We start from the raw sequence: 16,267 nt of genomic DNA, 5'->3' as shown, positions 1-16,267 counted from the left end.
CCGAGGTTAGGAAATGTCTATTGGGGGGGCGTGCGGTGAGGGCGGGGCCTCATGCGGACGGTGGGGGGTGATTCCGTGAGGCGGATAATCGAGATCTCGATCCGTCATCCCCGCGCAACCGCGAAGCGGTTGTCGCAGGAGGTACGAAGCATGGAACGCAACGCGTCCCATGGGAGCCTCGAAGGATGAACGGCCGTGCTGCGAGAGCCGGGCCGTCGCCCTTCGAGGCTCGCTCGCGCTGCTGCGCACCGCGGCTCGCACCTCAGGGTGACGGTTTTAGAGTTGGCCCGGCTGCGTCAACGGACTCGTCATTGCGAGCGCAGCGAAGCAATCCAGAGTCCCTCCGCGGAAAGATTCTGGATTGCTTCGCTGCGCTCGCAATGACGGCGTGGCCGCTACTCCGCCGACAGCCGCACCATCTGCCGGCCGCCGTTCATCTCTTTCAGGCTGTTGACAAAGTTTTCCGGGCGCTGCCAGCGATACGGCACCTTCAGGCCCATGTACTCGGCGATGTCGCCGATGAAGCCGGTGCAGTTGGTGGTCTCGGCGTTCCAGACCGGCGAGCTTGCCTTCAGCTTCTCGATATAGGCGAACACGCGCTTGGCGTCGGCTTCGTTCAGATAAACGCGATAGCTCGCGGTCAGATAGTCCGGATCGAGATCGCCGTAGCTGGCGCCGGTCTCCGATGGCACCCAGGTGAGATGGCCGAGCACATAGGTCCAGGTGTCGCCGGCAGGCGTCAGCCCCGCGACCTCGACGGCGCGCTCGCTGGTCTTGCCGTACCAGACGAAGGCATGGCCCCAGCTCGCCGCCGTCCGCGCGCGGAAGTCGACGTAGTAGGGGCCTTTCTCCGCCCGCGTCACCGAGCGCCGCGTCGCTTGCGGCGTGGCGCGCGATGCGGTGTCGGTCGAGACAAGCGCACTGGCATCGGCCATGCGCTTGTTCGTTTCGTGTTTCGTTTGTTGGGCCGAGGCCGACGGCATCACGCACGCGATCATGGTCGCGAGCGCGAGGCCCGCAAGGATGCAGGATCCCGATCGATCAAACTTGTTCGTCACGCTGTGCCCCTCGACTGTCGGCCTCTTTTCGTTCGCTGGCGCCTCAGTAGCGCGCGGCAACCGGGCCAGGCGCCTTGCCGATCGGGGCCTTGCCAACGGGCCCCTTGCCGATGGGCATCTTGCCGATCGGAGCCTGCTCGGCCGGATAGACCGGCACGGGCTGGCGGCGCGGCAAATCTGCAGCGTTCGCAGCCGTCACCAGAGCAAGCGTCGCACCCAGAACAAATACAATCTTCTTCACAGTGATACCCCTAGCAGTTTGGCCCAAGCACGGCTGAGCCGTGCCCCCAGACACGCCTCAGAGATGGACGTCGGAATGCGACCAAGTTGCGGCAGCGGCGAGACATGTTGGCGGCATCTCTTGGGCGCGCGCAGATGTGATGTGGGTCGAATGTTTCGCTTCACTCATCCCGCCGAGCAACTCACCCGATCCGGTTCAGGCTGTTGCGGATGGTCGAGAAGATGCCGCCGATGTCCTTGCGCAAGGCATCGAGCGCGTTGAAATTCTCGAAGATGCGGGCGAGGCGGTCTTCGACCTCGCGCTTGCTCTTGGCCAGCGCATCGACGCGCGAGGTGAGAGTGGTGCCGCCGCCCGCCTCGATCTCGCCGACGGTCTTGGCCAGGAGATCCCTGGTGGCGCTGACCTCGGTGATCATGGCCTCGATGCCGAACACCGGCGCCTTCAGCGGCACGAGATCGGCTTGCGATTTCGACAGCTCCGCCTTGAAGGCGTTCAGCGTCGCCAGCGTTTCCTGCAAGGCGGCCAGCCGCTGGCGCGATTGCAGGACGAAATCGTTCAGCGCGTTCTGGCGATCGACGAGGGTCCTGCCGTCAGCGTCGGTCTCGATCTCGTCGAGCGAGCGTTCCAGCTGGGCCCGGCGTTGGGCGAGCTCCTCGAAATCGAGTCGGATGCTTTTCAGGATGTTGGCGCTGTCGTCGATGCGGGCGAGGCGCTGCTCGATCTCATCCTTGTTTTTCGACAGCGTCTCGACGCGTGTGCTGAGCGGGGTCTCGCCGCCGGTTTCGAGCTCGTCGACGGTCTTGGCGAGCCGCTCATGGCTGAGGCTGAGCTCGCCGATCAGGGCGTTGATGCCGGCGTCGGACGAGCGCAGCGGCACCAGCTCGGCATGGGATTTCGCCAGATCTTCCTTGTACTGGTTCAGCGTTGCGAACGTGTCCTGCACCGCGTTGACCCGGCCGAGCAGCGTCGACACGTCACGGGCAATATCCTTCAGCCGGTCGGCGAGATTGTTCTTGCGATCGTCGGTCTCGAGGTCGAGCAGCGCGCGTTCGAGCTGGTTCTGGCGGTCGCGGATCTCGGTGAAGACGGGCTCGACCGTGCGGCGCTGGTCGGCGACCTTGCCGACGATCTCGCGCACCGTCTGCTGGCGGCGGCGGATCTCGGCGAGCTGGTCGTGCATGTCGGTCGACTGGTTGCGGCCCTGCTGGAGCAGCGCGCGCTGCTCGGTCTCGCCGAGCTTGTCATGCAATGCGGCGACAGCCTCCCGGGGATCGCTCGCGATCAGGTGCTGGACGGTGGCGTCGAGATGGTTTTGCAGGGCGTGCGCGACCACGACGTCCTCCCGGGTCTTCTTGAGGCGGTCGCGCAAGCTGTCGAGGCGGCGGTCCTGGCGTGAGAGCCGAAGGGCCGAGGCGCCGATCAGCGCCAGTCCGGCCAGCACGATCGCACCAGCCGCGATGCGCTGCGGCACCGGCAGGGCGATGAAGGCGGCAGGCAAATGGGTGATGTCGTAACCAAACGCCTGCGGGGCGAGAAACGCGATGGCGACGAGCAGGACAAACCAGGCAACCAGCAAAAACAGCCACATGGCGACGTCCTTACGTCCGCGCACATTTTCGCCATAATTGCTATTGGAGAGCGGAACCGAGATCAAGGGGCGGGCGGGCGGCCGGAGGTGTTGGACGGCGCGATCCACAGGCGGGTGCTTCGCAATCGTCGTTCCGGGGCGGCGCGGAAGCGCAGCGCCCGGAATCCATCAGGCAGCAGAGACGGTGGCGAAATGGATTCCGGGCTCGCGACTTCGTCGCGCCCCGGAATGACGGAGGAGAACGCGGCCGTGACGCCGAGAGGCTACAGCCTGAACTCGTTGGTCAGCTCGCCGATGCCGTCGATCGCGACCGTCACGATGTTCACCGGCTCCTTCATCACGCCGACGCCGACCGAGGTGCCGACCGCGATGAGGTCGCCGGGGAGCAGGGTCATGTCGTGCGAGATCTTGCTGACCAGGGCTTGCGCGGAAAAGATCATGTCGGAGATTGGATAGTTCTGCCGCTCCGCGCCATTGAGGATGGTGCGGACCGTGAGCCTGGCCGGATCGAGGCCGGTCGCGATCACAGGTCCGAACGGGCCGTAATCGTCGATGCCCTTGGCACGCGCCCATTGCGGAAAGGTGGGATCGCTGGTCAGGATGTCGTTGGCGGTGATGTCGTTGACGCAGGTGTAGCCGAAGATGAAGTGGTCGGCCTCGTCAGGCGAGACGCGCGCGCAGGTCTTGCCGATGACGATGCCGAGCTCGCCCTCATAGGTGGTCTTGCCGTCGTAATAGGAGGGACGGCGGATCACCGCGCCCGGCGTCGTGATGGTGGTGGTAGCCTTCAGGAGATAGAGCGGCTCAGGCGGTTCGGGCTGGTTCAGCTTGGCCGCGAGCGCATGGAAATTATTCCAGAGCGCGACGATCTTGCTGGGCGCGCAGGGCGCCAGCAGCTCGACCTCCGTCAGCGTCAGAATCTTGCCGGTCGCAGCATTCCGGCCGAACATCTCGCCCTCATGCACACTGATGCCTGGCGGCGTCAGTGTGCCGAAGCCGGTGGTGCCGCCGTGGCGGAAGCGCAGCCATTTCGTCGTCCCGGTGCTCATCACGCCACCGCCAGCGCGCGAGGATCAAGGGGCGCGGAGATGCCGTCATAGAGGCCGGCGATGCGGGCGCGCTGGGTCACCATCGCCAGCACGGAGTCGAGCGCGGGCGTCGGGATCCTGGTCAGGCGCCCCATCTCCTGCACCACGGTGACGAGCGGGTCGATCTCCATCGGACGGCCGCGCTCGAGATCCTGCAGCATCGAGGTCTTGTGCGCGCCGACCTTGCGGGCGCCCTCGATGCGGCGCTCGACATCGACGCGGAATTTGACGCCGAAGGTTTCGGCGATGGCTTGCGTCTCCACCATGATCGCGCGCGACAGCGCGCGCGTGGCGGGATCGCTGCAGATCACGTCGAGCGTCGCATGGGTCAGCGCGCTGATCGGGTTGAAGCAGACATTGCCCCACAGCTTGAGCCAGATCTCGTCGCGGATGCGGTCGAGCACCGGGGCCTTCAGCCCTGCGGCGACGAAGAGGTCGGCGAGGCGCTGCACGTCCGCGGTGATTTCGCCTGATGGTTCGCCGAGCGGGAAATTGTTGCCGTAGACGTGGCGGATCACGCCGGGCGCCTCGATTTCGGTGGCGGGATAGACGATGCAGCCGATCGCGCGGTCAGGCCCGAGCTCGCGCCACTGCCGCCCGCCGGGATCGATGCTCTCCAAGGTCGCGTTCTCATACGCGCCGCCGTGCTTGTAAAAATACCAATAGGGGATGCCGTTGACCGCGGTGACGATGCGGGTGTGCGGCCCGAGCAGCGGCTGCATCTTCTCGATCACGCCGGTGATCGAATGCGCTTTCAGCGTGACGACGACATAGTCCTGCACGCCGAGCTCGGCCGCATTGTCGGTGCAGCGGGGATGGACGGTGTGCGTCGCCTCGCCGGCGAGGAGTGTCAGGCCGCGCTCGCGCATTGCGGCGAGATGCGCGCCGCGTGCAACCAGGCTGACATCGGCGCCTGCGCGGGCCAGCTGCACGCCGAGATATCCGCCGATCGCGCCGGCGCCGTAGATGCAGATCTTCATGAAATCCTCGCGGGGTACCGGAAATTTGGGACGAGAGATCCGGTCCGGCTCGGATGCGTCCGAGCCGGGGCCGGTAGTCGCAGGGAAGTGAGACGTTTTAAGCTGCCGCTTGCGGCGCGCCGTTGAGGGCCTCGTCAACGGCAGCGGCGATGTCGCGCATGCTGATGACGGAGACGAGGCTGTAGTCGTCGATCACGGGCAGGTGCCGGATGTGATTCCGGTTCATCAGATGCCGGACGTGCTCGATCGAATCAGAGGAGGTGCAGGAGACGAGCTGCTGCACCGAGATGAGCTGCGAGACCTTGACGTTGATGGCACCCGCGCCGTGCTCGGCAACCGCGCGCACCACGTCGCGCTCGGTGAACATGCCGACCGCGGTGTTTCCTTCCGAGCGGACCACGTCCTTCACCACCAGCGCGCTGATGTTGTTGGCCCGCATCAGCTTGGCGGCAATACCCACGGTTTCGTTCATTCGCACCGTGACGACGCGCGGCGTCTTCTTGCGCAGAATGTCTCCGACCAGCATGGCAACCTCCCTGGGTGAACGATGCAGGGAGTGTGGTATACATAATGCCAATCGTCAAGCGCTGGATTTGGTTGATCCGAAAATTCTTGCGGCAGCTATGCTGACGTTCGTCCTCATCGACAAAGAAAAAGGGGCGCATCACTGCGCCCCTCGATCGACGTGAAGATGTGTCGCGGCTCACGCCGTCCCGGTCTTGGCACGCGTCTCGGCGGTGGCGGTCGCGGGGCTGGCGCTCTCGGCCTCCTTGCCCAGGATGAAGGAGCGGCGCAGCGGCTTGATCACGAACAGCGCCATCAGCGCGGCCGTCGCATTCAGCGCCACGGCCACCACGAACACGGCCTTCCAGCCATAGGCGGTCGAGATCACGCTGGCGAGCGGGACGAGCAGGGAGGCGGTGCCCTTCGCGGTGTAGAGCATGCCGTTGTTGGTGGTCGCGAACTTCGAGCCGAAGGTGTCGCCGCAGGTGGCGGGGAACAGCGAGTAGATTTCGCCGAACACGCCGAAATAGACCGCGGTCGCGAGCACGAACACGATCGGGACGTGACCGTAGGCCGACAGCGTCAGCAGCATCAAGGCGGCGGTGCCGAAGGCGATGAACATGGTGTTCTCGCGGCCGATCGTATCAGACACGAAACCGAAGAACGGGCGGCCGAAGCCGTCGAAGATGCGGTCGAGCGAGATCGCGAAGGTCAGCGCCGCCATCTGGAAGCCGGCGAGCGAGACTGGCGTGTCGGCGATCTTGAAGTCGTGCGCGATCGGCGCGATCTGGGCCGCGGTCATCAGGCCGCCGGAGGCGACCATGACGAAGACGAGATACATGATCCAGAAAATCGGGGCGCGCAGCACTTGGGGAGGCGTGAAATCGATCTTGGTCTGCGGCAGGTTGAGCTGCTTCTTCTTCGGCGGGATCGAGAGTCGGGGCGGCTGGATGAAGAAGGCGAGCACGAACACGATCAGGCCCTGGCCGATGCCGAAGGTGAGGAACGCGTGCTGGTAGCCTGACGATGCGATCATGGCCGCGATCGGCACCACGGTGAGCGCTGCGCCCGCGCCGAAGCCGGCAGCCGTCGCACCGGCGGCAAGGCCGCGGCGATCGGGAAACCATTTCAGCGCGTTGCCGACGCAGGTGCCGTAGACCGCGCCCGCGCCCATGCCGCCGACGACCGCCGCGGTATAGAGCAGGGGAAGCGAGTCGGCGTAGGAGTTGAGCACCCAGGACAGCGCGATCATCACACCGCCGAACATGATGACGATGCGCGGGCCGTATTTGTCGACGAACCAGGCCTCGATCGGCACCAGCCAGGTCTCGGTGACGACGAAGATGGTGAAGGCGAGCTGGATCGCGGCGCGACCCCAATGGTACTTGGCGTCGATCGGGTCGACGAACAGCGTCCAGCCATATTGCAGGTTGGCGATCATCGCCATGCAGACGATGCCCATCACCAGCTGGAGCCAACGGAAACCTGTGCGAAGCGGCGCGGCCGTGACGGCGCCATCCGTGTTGGAAATCATCAACAACCTCCCAAGCGCCTGTCTGGTCACGACAGCGCCGTCCATCTGACGGAGTGTCGCAAATCTTGTGGCTTATGGTCGCAAGCGCGGCGAGCAGCTTGGTATACCATATCCCAGAATGCAAGCTCTATCTTGGGAGCAAGCCCGGGAAAAGTGCAGGGTTCCTTCGGCTTTTGGGTATTCAAGGGTATTCGGGAAAATGAAAACGCCCGGCGGTGAAGCCGGGCGTTTTCCACGACAGTTATGCTGCGACTGCGAAGTCAGATGGTCGAGTGCGCCACCACGACCCTGCGCCAGGGCTTCAGCACCAATAGCGCGAGCAGCGAGGCCAGGATGTTGGCGCCGGCAGCCAGGATGAACACGTTGTCCCAATGCCCGGAGCTTTGCTGCATGTAGTTCGCCAGCGGCACCAGCAACGCGGCGGTGCCCTTGGCGGTGTAGAGCAGGCCGGCATTGGTGGTCGCGAACTTCGCGCCGAACGTGTCGGTGCAGGTCGAGGGAAACAGCGAGTAGATCTCGCCCCAGGCAAAGAACACGAAGCCCGACAGGATCACGAACCAGATCGGATCGTGGCCCCAGAGATAGAGCATCCAGATGCCGAAGCCTTCCATGCCGAAGGCGATGAACATGGTGTTCTCGCGGCCGATCATGTCGGAGATCCAGCCGAAGAACGGACGCGTCAATCCGTTGAGCACGCGGTCGATCGTCGCTGCGAACGTCACCGCGGTCATGGTCATCCCGATCAGCGTCACCGGCACGGCGTCGACCTTCCAGTCGACCGCGATCGGTTTCAGGTTCGCCGTCACCATCAGTCCGCCGGCGCCGACGATCACGAACATGAAGTACATCAGCCAAAAGATCGGCTGGCGCAGAACTTCGGTCGGCTGGTAGTTGCGGCGGCTCTGCTGCAAGGCGGCATTGGCCACGACGTTCGGCACCTGGCCGGGCTTCGGCGCCAGCAGGAAGAAGGCGAGGATGCAGATGATGATGCCTTGTCCGAGGCCGAAATAGAGGAAGGTGGTCTGGAAGCCAGAGTCCTTGATCATGGCCTGGATCGGCGCGACCGTCAGCGCGGAGCCCGCACCGAAACCGGCTGCGGTAATGCCCGCTGCAAGGCCGCGCTTGTCGGGAAACCATTTCAGCGCGTTGCCGACGCAGGTGCCGTAGACGCCGCCGGCGCCGATGCCCGCGATGATCATGCCGAGATAGTAGCCGTTGAGCGTGGTGGCCTGCGCGTTGATGGCCCAGCCGATCGCGCAGAGGACGCCGCCGACCAGCACGACGATGCGCGGACCGTATTTGTCGACAAACCATCCTTCGACCGGCACCAGCCAGGTCTCGAACAAAACAAACAGCGTAAAGGCCCATTGGATCGAAGCGCGATCCCAACCGAATGTCTTCTGGATGTCGGGGACGAAGAAGGTCCAGCCATATTGGTAGTTGGCGATCATCACCATCGCCGCCACGCCGATCGCCAATTGCGCCCAGCGATAGGTGTCGCTGACGCGTGCGGCGGTAGAGGCCGTTGTTGCCTGCACCATGTCCGTCATGAATCCTCCAGTTGCGCTTCTGTCTTTTGAGCGAGCGTTGGCGGCATTCTTGTATTCATTATGCCAAGCTTCAAGCGCGCCAGACCCATTGTGCGCTTATGACGCAACCCCGTTGACCGGGGGTGCACGCGTGAGCCCGATCCCAAATAGAAATGGCTCCGCAGTGCGGAGCCATTCTTCAAAAGTAGGAATTCGCTGGATTTGCAACCGGCGCGACAATTCGACGCGCGGGGACCTCGGATGGTCCTTACAGGCCGAACCGGGGCAGGTCGCCGTTCTGGTTCGAAATCTCGGCGCTCGCCATCAGCAAGCGGTCGATCGCGGCCATGAGGCGGGCGAACAGCGAGGCGGAGGGTGCGAGCGCGACGGAAGCGGTCTTGGACATGGAATTCCCTTTCCCGAGACAGTCAGAACTGCTGTCTCATTTCGAAGGTTGTTTTATGTATACCAGATGCCAATGTCCATGCATGCCAGTGCATAGCAGCATGGAGCTCTTCGCATTGCAGCAAAATGATGCACTGAAAGGCCGATTTGGGCTTAAGACAACCAAATGCTGCTGAATCCGGGCTATTCCGCCTGACGCGATGCACAATCAAAGGTCTTGGCAGCGCCGTGCGGAGCCGGTAGTGGTGCGCCCCCTTCCATCCAACCGTCAGAGTGGTTCATGTCGAGCGCCTCGCCCGCCGTCTCGATCGGCATCGATTTTGGAACCAGCAATACCGTCGTCGCCCTCGCGGCAGACGACCGCCGGGTCGAAGCCATCCGCTTCGAGCACGGCGGGCAACGCCACAGCACCTATGTCTCGGCGCTGTGCTTCTGGGAGGACCGGCCGGGCGCCGGCGCCCAGGCCGAAGGCGGGCCGTGGGCGATCGAGCAGTTTCTCGAGGGACGCCACGTCTACCGCTTCCTGCAATCGTTCAAGACCTTCGCGGCCAGCTCGAGCTTCAACACCACGCAAGTGTTCCGGCAGCGCTTCAAGTTCGAGGACATCCTCGCTGCGTTCCTGCGCACGCTGGCGCGCCATGGCGGCGACAAACTCGGCTTCGAGGCGGCGAACATCACCGTCGGCCGCCCCGTGCGCTTTGCCGGCGGCAATCCCGACGATGACCTGGCCATGCAGCGTTACCGCGCCGCCTTCGAACGTCTCGGTGCCGGCCATGCCCGCTATGTCTACGAGCCCGTCGGCGCGGCGTTCTCCTTTGCCCGAAGGCTGGAGCGCGATGCCACCGTGCTGGTTGCGGATTTCGGCGGCGGCACCAGCGATTTCTCGGTGATGCGTTTTTCGCGCGCCGGCGGCCATTTGCGCGCCGAGCCGCTCGGCCATGCCGGCATCGGCATTGCCGGCGACACGTTCGACTATCGCATCGTCGATCACATCGTCTCGCCGCGCCTCGGCAAGGGCTCGAGCTTCCGCTCGTTCGACAAGGTGCTGCCGATCCCGAACAGCCATTACACCAACCTGGCGCGCTGGCATCAGCTCGCGCTGATGAAGAGCAACGGCGACCTGCGCGAGCTCCGCGAACTCGCGCGCACGGCGCTGAAGCCGGATCAGCTTGAGGATTTCATCACCATCGTCGACCTCGATCTCGGCTTCTCGCTGTACCGCGCGGTGTCGGATGCCAAGGTCGCGCTGTCGGCCAAGGATGAGGTCGACTTCCGCTTCAAAGGTGGCGGCGTCGACATCGGCGCGGCCATCACGCGGAAGAGGTTCGAGTCCTGGATCGCCGACGACATCGCGCGCCTCGGCGCCACCGTCGACAAGGTGCTGGGCGAGGCCCGCATCACCGCGCGCGAGGTGGAGAAGGTGTTCTTGACCGGCGGCACGTCCTTCGTGCCGGCGGTGCGAAAACTGTTCGCCGACCGCTTCGGCAACGAGCGGCTGATGTCGGGCGACCAGTTCGAGTCGATCGCCTACGGCCTCGCACTGATCGGGCACAGTCCCGAGCCGGATCGCTGGACCGCGGATGGCGGGCTGAAGCCGCGCGCGTAGCTGCGTCAACTTCACGATCTTTACCTGGATGGCTCCGGGCGGTTACAAAGGCGGCGTCGGCATGGCTGGAGCATGATCCGGAAAAGTGTGAAGCGGTTTTCCGAAAAGATCATGCTCAAAAAGAGTCCGATTTGAAATCCGGGAAAGGCCACGAGATGCGTGTTCTGTGCTGGATGATCCTGGCGGGTACGACAACGGTCCTCGGCGCCGTCCCGGCCACGGCTCAACGCTACGATCCGCGCTTTCCGGTGTGCCTTCAGAGGTGGTACGCGCGGGGCTTCATCAGCTACGACTGCAGCTATACGTCGATGGATCAATGCCGGATGACGGCTTCGGGACTCTCGGCCATGTGCCAGGAGAATCCGTATTGGCAGGGACGGTCTGGCCGCAACTCCCGGCGACGCCAAGGCGGTCCCAGCTAAGGTGTGATCCTGACAGGTGGTGTAGGGTGGGCAAAGGCGCTCTGCGCCGTGCCCACCATCTGTTGGCGATGGAGACAAAGGGTGGGCACGCTTCGCTTTGCCCACCCTACGATAGTGGAGAGAGGTGTAAGCGAGCTACGGCTTGATCTCGGGCTCGACCAGGCGCGCAAGGTTGCGCAGCGATTCCTGCCAGCCGAGATAGCAGGCTTCCGGCGGGATCGCGTCGGGAATGCCTGATTGCGTGATGTCGAGCTCGGTACCGACAAGGACTTTCCTCAGCATCACCGTCACCTCGATCTCGCCGGGCAAGTTCGGATCGTCGAACCTGTCGGTGTAGCGCAGGCGTTCGCCAGGCACGAGCTCGAGATATTCGCCGCCGAAACTATGGCCGCTGCCGGTCGTGAAATTCCGGAACGACATTTTGAAAGTTCCTCCGACCTTCGGCTCATGCTGATGCACGGTGCAGGTGAAGCCGTTGGGCGGAAGCCATTTTGCTAGCGCATCCGCCTCCACGAAGGCGCGATAGAGTTTCTCGGGGCTGGTGGTGAGAACGCGGTGCAGGCGGACAGTGCTGGGCATGGTTGTTATCCTCATGAACTGATGGGCCGTCGAGGTCTAGGGGCCGATCATGGCCCGAGGACGAACGAGGCGTCCGGGACCCGACAATTCGTCCCGGAATTTCTTGCGAGCCTCGAGGTCTTGACCTATGTCAAGCGTTCGATGGCGCGAGCTCTCCAAAAAGGAGGGCTTCTTCATGAACGGAAAGCGCCGCGCAATGAAATTTACTGCTGACTTTCCGCACGTCATCGGCACCCGCCGCCTTGTTCGCTCGTCAGTGAAGCGCGCGTTGTGAGGGCCGAATACCTCGCACATCTCTCGCCACGTGGCCGCCTGAGCCTCGCGATCGTCCTCCTGGCATCGATCGCTGCAACGCTCTGGGCGGTGGTGCATGTCTGGCAGACGGCTCCGTCGCGCCACATCGTGCTGGCGTCCGGCCTGGAAGATGGCCTGCTGCACCAATACGCAAAACGCTACATCGAAATTCTGGCACGATCCGGGGTCACGGTCGAAGAGCGGATCACCAATGGTCCAGCAGACAACCTGGCTCTGTTGCAGGACCCGAAGTCCGGCGTGGACATCGGCTTCACCCAAGGCGGCCTGTCGCAGGCGTCCGACGCCAAGGACGTGGTCATGGTCGCGAGCCTCTATTATGTGCCGCTTTGGATTTTCTACCGCAAGGTAGAGCCGTTGAACTACGTCAATGAGCTGCGCAATCGCAAGGTCGCCATTGGTGTTCCCGGCAGCGGGGCACGTTCGTTCAGCGAGTCCGTTTTCGCGCTCAACGGTCTCACCCCCGACAATGTCACGATGGAGCCTTTGAGCAATCTTCCGGCGCTGATTGCGCTGCGCTCGGGCGAGGTGGACGCCGTCGTCTTTGTCGACGGAGCGGACAATCCCGCCGTCTGGAACGCACTGCGCGATCCGACCCTGAGCTTGCTGAACTTCACGCGAGCCGAGGCCTATCGACGACGGCTCAACTTCATCAGCACGCTCAAATTGCCATCCGGTGTGATCGACCTGGCGGACCATATTCCGGAAAAGGATATTGACCTGATCGGCACCAAGGTGATGCTGGCATCGCGCAGGGATCTCCATCCGGCCATCACGCTTTTGTTGGTCGACGCCGCAAGGGAGATCCACGGCCGGCAAGGTCTTTTCGAGGAGGCCGGCGAATTCCCAGGCACGGCCCAGGTGGATCTGCCTGTCTCGACCGATGCCGATCAGCACAGACGCTTCGGTCGGACGATCCTCTACCAATATCTGCCGTTCTGGATCGCGGCCTGGGGCGAGCGTGCAATCATCATCTTGTTGCCTCTGGCGGCAATCCTGTTGCCGCTGTTCCACTATTTGCCCCAATTGGTCCGCTGGCATGTCCGCTCGCGCATCTACCGATGGTACGGCGAGCTGGCGCTGCTCGAGCGCGACGTTGCCGCGCGCACAGGCGATTTGCCGAGGGACAAGTGGGAGGCTGACCTTGCCCGCATCGAAGAGGCCGTCGCCAGAATACGCACGCCGGCCGGCTTCGCGAGCGAGGCCTATACGCTCCGTGAGCACATCAGCCTGGTTCGTCGCGCCATCGTCGCTCGCGGCCATTCATCGCCCGCCGAGCCGCGGGAGGTGACCCGGGTATCATAGCGCGGGTGGGGCAGAGCCTGTCCATGGGCGCGCTGTCGATGGCTTTTTGCCGTGCCTCGAGATCCGCTCGATCAATCCGCCAGGAGCGCAAGATTCGTCGACGTCACAGGGTGGGCACGAGCACACCAGGTGCCGTAGGGTGGGCAAAGGCGCATTTGCGCCGTGCCCACGATCTTCCAACGTGGCGAAAGGTGGTGGGCACGCTTGCGCTTTGCCCACCCGACGAGGCTGGACTGGACCGTCGTCACGTTGAGACAGCGGATGCGCGGTGACGCGACTGCGTCGTTTCTTCTGATCGTCATGCCGGAGCCGGAACGGCCGGGCGTTTCACCAGCGTAAAGGCTGCCGCGGCGAGCAGGCAGAGGACCCCGGCGACGAGAAAAGCTGGCACGTAAGTCCCCAGCGCATCCCTGCTGACGCCGGCGGCAAATGCCATCAGGCCAACGCCAAGCTGATGGGCCGCAAAGATCCAGCCGAAGATGACCGGGCCCATCTCCCGCCCGAACGCGCCGACCGTCAATTTTACGGTCGGCGGAACGGTCGCGATGAAGTCCAGCCCGTAAAGCATCGCAAAAGCGCTCATCGCGCCCAGCGTTGCGTTCGACTCCACCAGCCAGATCAGCGCAAGCCCGCGAAAGCCGTAATAGATCGCCAGCAGCCATCGGTTGTCGAAGCGGTCGGACAACCATCCAGAACCGATCGTGCCGACCAGGTCGAACACGCCGATCATGGCGAGCAGGCCTGCCGACGTCACGGCCGGCAAGCCGAGATCGCCGCAGAACGGGACGAAGTGGGTCGAAGTCAGCCCGTAGCTCGATACGCCGCAGATCAGGAAGGTCAGCGACAGCACCCAGAACACCAGCCGGGTTGAAGCAAGGCGCAGGCCGCGGAAGCTGATCGTCGCAAAGCTCTGTGTGGGAATTACGGGGATCGGCGGCATCACCGTCTCCCCGAGCGGCGCCAGGCCCAATTCCTGCGGGCGGTCCTTGCCGAGCAACAGAAACAGGATGATCGACAGCAGAAGACCGAGTCCGGACGGCAGCAGCGCGACACGCCAGCCCCAATGTTCGGCGATCCACGCGCCGAGCGGCATGAAGATCAAGGTGCCGGTTGCGATCGATCCGTTCAGGAGACCGACCACCAATCCGCGATGGGTCGTGAACCAGCGTACCGAAATGACGGCGGCGAGTTGCAGCGCCGTCAGCCCCGGCGCCAGGCCGAGAATCAGCCCGAGGCCGAGCCACATCTCGAACCGGTTGGTCATGACGATCGTCAGCAGCAATCCGGCCAGCGCCAGCGTGCCGGCGATTGCCAGCATCATCCTCGGTCCGTAGCGGAGCATCAGGCCGCCGGCGAACGGTGCCACGAGGCCGAACAGCGCAAAGCGAAGTCCTTGCGAGGCCGACAACTCGCCCATGCTGACGCCGACGTCAGAGGCGATCTCCCGCATCAGGACGCTGGGCACGCCGAGGGCCGAGCTTGCAAACAGGGAGTAGAGAAATCCCACCGCAGCCATCACCCAGCCGTAGTGGATGTTTCGAGCGGCGGCATGTCGTGCAGCAAATTCCGCAAGCATGGCCAAATTCCTTAAAAGAAATGAATTCTCTGAAACAAGACAAGCCTATGCCGGTGCGGGTGTCCTCTCAAGGTGAAATTGAGGGCACAGTAGAGGAGCGCCGCGCCGAGTTTGCCGGCGTCTTTCGGATCACCTGAAGCAAGCAGACCTCGCATCGCTGAGAGCTAGGGCTCGCCGCGGGCCATGGCCAAACCTCAGGCTACGAAAGCGTATCTGAGGCGCGCCTCACGGCCGTGACGCAAAGCCTCACACGCGTTCAGCCTTACTGGGGACCGCCTCGATGACCTGGTAGAGCGAGCCCGCGCGAACCGTGCCGCGCGTCTCGAATCCGGCCGTACGACACAGCGCGGAATACTCGTCGTACGTTCTTTCCAGCGCACCGAGCATGACGAGCATATTGAGATCACTGAGCTTCGAGATCAGTCCCTCGTTCGGCGGCTCCACGACCCGTTCAACGAGCAGCAGTCTGGCGTCATCAGTCATGGCGCGGCGGCAGGTCTTCAGGATGGAAATCGCTTCCTTGTCGTCCCAATCGTGGATGATCGCCCGCATCACATAGGCGTCAGCGCCCTCCGGGACGCTTTCAAAGAAACTGCCGGCAACGATGTCGCACCTGTCGTCGACACCATGGCTGTTCAGAACTTCGGCCGCCTTGCCGACCACGTGCGGCTGATCGAACAGCGTTCCGCGCAGGCCCTTGTTTGCGGAGAGAATTCCCGCCAGCAGTTGGCCTTCACCGCCCCCGATGTCAGCAACGTGACGAAAGCGGCTGAAGTCGCAGGCGGCGATGATAGCCTCGATGGCGCCGCGAGAATTGGCCGTCATGGCTCGGTTGAAAATCGCGTTCTCATCCGGATGGGCGCTGCGATACTCCCATGCGCTCTGACCGTTGAGATGCCGAAAGGCGTTCTCGCCGGTGCGGACGCTGTGTTCAAGATGGGCCCAGGCCTGCCAGGCATAAGGTCGGCCGACATAGGCGGCCCAGCCGTCGAGTGGCGTGGGCGAGTCGGAACGAAGGCACTCGCCCATCGCTGTGAGCGAGAACGTTCTGTTCTCGGCCTCATGGAAAACACCGGCTGAAGCCAGTGCCCGCAACAGCCGATAAAGCGTCCTCGGATGCGATCCGCTGAGCCGGGCAAGTTCATTGCTGCTTAGCGGCCCCTGACTGAGGTGGTCGGCGATGCCAAGGCGGGCCGCGACGTGAATGGCTTGCGAAATCTGATAGCCGTTAATCAGCCGCGTAAGATCCGAGAAAGCATTGGTCGTCATGGCCTCATCTCCTCCCTGGCTGTGCGCATAGTAAAGATGCATCGGGCGGGCATTCGTGCAAACGGATGATATCGGCATAAATTGCGGTCGCACGCTGTAGCACAACGAACGCCCTTCAACGATCTGTGACATGGCGATGGCGACAATTCGACTTCGGAGCAGTGATCAGACACCAATGTCTGTTCTGGGTGTGCGCCGTGCAAAGGCGGCGCTTTCCAGTGGGTGCAAGCCCCACCCGGCAAACGCTCCAGCCGGAAGCAATCGGAGCAGT

Annotated in this window: 15 protein-coding genes; 3 read left to right on the top strand and 12 right to left on the bottom strand. The window is 63.5% G+C overall.

Annotated features, from left to right (window positions below):
- Window positions 1-395: 395 nt before the first annotated feature.
- The 9 genes from XH98_RS19555 to XH98_RS19515 form a co-directional block, all read right to left on the bottom strand.
- Window positions 396-1,058, bottom strand: a complete 663-nt coding sequence (locus XH98_RS19555) for a hypothetical protein (RefSeq protein ID WP_271602216.1) — start codon at window positions 1,056-1,058, stop codon at window positions 396-398.
- A 43-nt stretch (window positions 1,059-1,101) separates the two neighbouring features.
- Complete coding sequence (locus tag XH98_RS19550) at window positions 1,102-1,305, bottom strand: hypothetical protein (protein WP_057753092.1); 204 nt, start codon at window positions 1,303-1,305, stop codon at window positions 1,102-1,104.
- 175 nt (window positions 1,306-1,480) lie between these two features.
- The gene (locus tag XH98_RS19545) at window positions 1,481-2,887 is read right to left on the bottom strand and encodes a hypothetical protein (RefSeq protein WP_271619614.1); all 1,407 of its coding nucleotides are present in this window, start codon (window positions 2,885-2,887) and stop codon (window positions 1,481-1,483) included.
- A gap of 263 nt (window positions 2,888-3,150) precedes the next feature.
- Complete coding sequence (locus tag XH98_RS19540) at window positions 3,151-3,936, bottom strand: fumarylacetoacetate hydrolase family protein (RefSeq protein WP_271602214.1); 786 nt, start codon at window positions 3,934-3,936, stop codon at window positions 3,151-3,153.
- Window positions 3,936-4,955 (bottom strand): 2-dehydropantoate 2-reductase, encoded by a 1,020-nt coding sequence (locus tag XH98_RS19535; RefSeq protein WP_271619613.1) that lies wholly within the window; start codon window positions 4,953-4,955, stop codon window positions 3,936-3,938. Before XH98_RS19535 ends, XH98_RS19540 begins: the two co-directional genes overlap by 1 nt.
- Before the next feature lie 97 nt (window positions 4,956-5,052).
- The gene (locus tag XH98_RS19530; protein ID WP_271619612.1) at window positions 5,053-5,481 is read right to left on the bottom strand and encodes a CBS domain-containing protein; all 429 of its coding nucleotides are present in this window, start codon (window positions 5,479-5,481) and stop codon (window positions 5,053-5,055) included.
- Window positions 5,482-5,658: 177 nt separating this feature from the next.
- The gene (oxlT, locus tag XH98_RS19525; RefSeq protein WP_271602212.1) at window positions 5,659-6,993 is read right to left on the bottom strand and encodes an oxalate/formate MFS antiporter; all 1,335 of its coding nucleotides are present in this window, start codon (window positions 6,991-6,993) and stop codon (window positions 5,659-5,661) included.
- A gap of 260 nt (window positions 6,994-7,253) precedes the next feature.
- Window positions 7,254-8,543, bottom strand: a complete 1,290-nt coding sequence (gene oxlT / locus XH98_RS19520; RefSeq protein ID WP_271602211.1) for an oxalate/formate MFS antiporter — start codon at window positions 8,541-8,543, stop codon at window positions 7,254-7,256.
- 247 nt (window positions 8,544-8,790) lie between these two features.
- Complete coding sequence (locus tag XH98_RS19515; protein ID WP_271602210.1) at window positions 8,791-8,928, bottom strand: hypothetical protein; 138 nt, start codon at window positions 8,926-8,928, stop codon at window positions 8,791-8,793.
- Window positions 8,929-9,207: 279 nt separating this feature from the next.
- On the opposite strand from XH98_RS19515, the gene XH98_RS19510 reads away from it, so the two are divergent.
- Together XH98_RS19510 and XH98_RS19505 are read left to right on the top strand one after the other, a co-directional pair.
- The gene (locus XH98_RS19510; RefSeq protein WP_271619611.1) at window positions 9,208-10,533 is read left to right on the top strand and encodes an Hsp70 family protein; all 1,326 of its coding nucleotides are present in this window, start codon (window positions 9,208-9,210) and stop codon (window positions 10,531-10,533) included.
- A 155-nt stretch (window positions 10,534-10,688) separates the two neighbouring features.
- Window positions 10,689-10,955: a DUF3551 domain-containing protein gene (locus tag XH98_RS19505; protein WP_271602349.1), complete on the top strand. Its 267-nt coding sequence runs from the start codon at window positions 10,689-10,691 to the stop codon at window positions 10,953-10,955.
- 135 nt (window positions 10,956-11,090) lie between these two features.
- On the opposite strand, the gene XH98_RS19500 is transcribed toward XH98_RS19505, so the two are convergent.
- Complete coding sequence (locus tag XH98_RS19500; RefSeq protein ID WP_271602208.1) at window positions 11,091-11,534, bottom strand: SRPBCC family protein; 444 nt, start codon at window positions 11,532-11,534, stop codon at window positions 11,091-11,093.
- Window positions 11,535-11,897: 363 nt separating this feature from the next.
- On the opposite strand from XH98_RS19500, the gene XH98_RS19495 reads away from it, so the two are divergent.
- Window positions 11,898-13,151 (top strand): TAXI family TRAP transporter solute-binding subunit, encoded by a 1,254-nt coding sequence (locus XH98_RS19495; RefSeq protein ID WP_271619610.1) that lies wholly within the window; start codon window positions 11,898-11,900, stop codon window positions 13,149-13,151.
- Between the two features lie 298 nt (window positions 13,152-13,449).
- Here the strand turns inward: XH98_RS19495 and XH98_RS19490 are convergent, their stop codons facing one another.
- The gene (locus tag XH98_RS19490; protein WP_271619609.1) at window positions 13,450-14,727 is read right to left on the bottom strand and encodes an MFS transporter; all 1,278 of its coding nucleotides are present in this window, start codon (window positions 14,725-14,727) and stop codon (window positions 13,450-13,452) included.
- A 246-nt stretch (window positions 14,728-14,973) separates the two neighbouring features.
- Window positions 14,974-15,996 carry a methyltransferase gene (locus XH98_RS19485; protein WP_271619608.1) on the bottom strand — a complete coding sequence of 341 codons (1,023 nt, stop codon included), beginning with the start codon at window positions 15,994-15,996 and terminating at the stop codon, window positions 14,974-14,976.
- Window positions 15,997-16,267: the final 271 nt, after the last annotated feature.

Source organism: Bradyrhizobium sp. CCBAU 51745 (genome assembly GCF_028128715.1).
Lineage (GTDB): Bacteria > Pseudomonadota > Alphaproteobacteria > Rhizobiales > Xanthobacteraceae > Bradyrhizobium > Bradyrhizobium manausense.
This window is presented reverse-complemented; position numbering and strand designations above follow the sequence as displayed.

Excerpts from the sequence above, each read along its gene's own strand:
- XH98_RS19545 (WP_271619614.1), bottom strand. The coding sequence starts at position 2,887 with ATGTGGCTGTTTTTGCTGGTTGCCTGGTTTGTCCTGCTCGTCGCCATC.
- XH98_RS19540 (WP_271602214.1), bottom strand. The coding sequence starts at position 3,936 with ATGAGCACCGGGACGACGAAATGGCTGCGCTTCCGCCACGGCGGCACC.
- XH98_RS19535 (WP_271619613.1), bottom strand. The coding sequence starts at position 4,955 with ATGAAGATCTGCATCTACGGCGCCGGCGCGATCGGCGGATATCTCGGC.
- XH98_RS19530 (WP_271619612.1), bottom strand. The coding sequence starts at position 5,481 with ATGCTGGTCGGAGACATTCTGCGCAAGAAGACGCCGCGCGTCGTCACG.
- oxlT (WP_271602212.1), bottom strand. The coding sequence starts at position 6,993 with ATGATTTCCAACACGGATGGCGCCGTCACGGCCGCGCCGCTTCGCACA.
- oxlT (WP_271602211.1), bottom strand. The coding sequence starts at position 8,543 with ATGACGGACATGGTGCAGGCAACAACGGCCTCTACCGCCGCACGCGTC.
- XH98_RS19515 (WP_271602210.1), bottom strand. The coding sequence starts at position 8,928 with ATGTCCAAGACCGCTTCCGTCGCGCTCGCACCCTCCGCCTCGCTGTTC.
- XH98_RS19510 (WP_271619611.1), top strand. The coding sequence starts at position 9,208 with ATGTCGAGCGCCTCGCCCGCCGTCTCGATCGGCATCGATTTTGGAACC.
- XH98_RS19505 (WP_271602349.1), top strand. The coding sequence starts at position 10,689 with ATGCGTGTTCTGTGCTGGATGATCCTGGCGGGTACGACAACGGTCCTC.
- XH98_RS19500 (WP_271602208.1), bottom strand. The coding sequence starts at position 11,534 with ATGCCCAGCACTGTCCGCCTGCACCGCGTTCTCACCACCAGCCCCGAG.
- XH98_RS19490 (WP_271619609.1), bottom strand. The coding sequence starts at position 14,727 with ATGCTTGCGGAATTTGCTGCACGACATGCCGCCGCTCGAAACATCCAC.
- XH98_RS19485 (WP_271619608.1), bottom strand. The coding sequence starts at position 15,996 with ATGACGACCAATGCTTTCTCGGATCTTACGCGGCTGATTAACGGCTAT.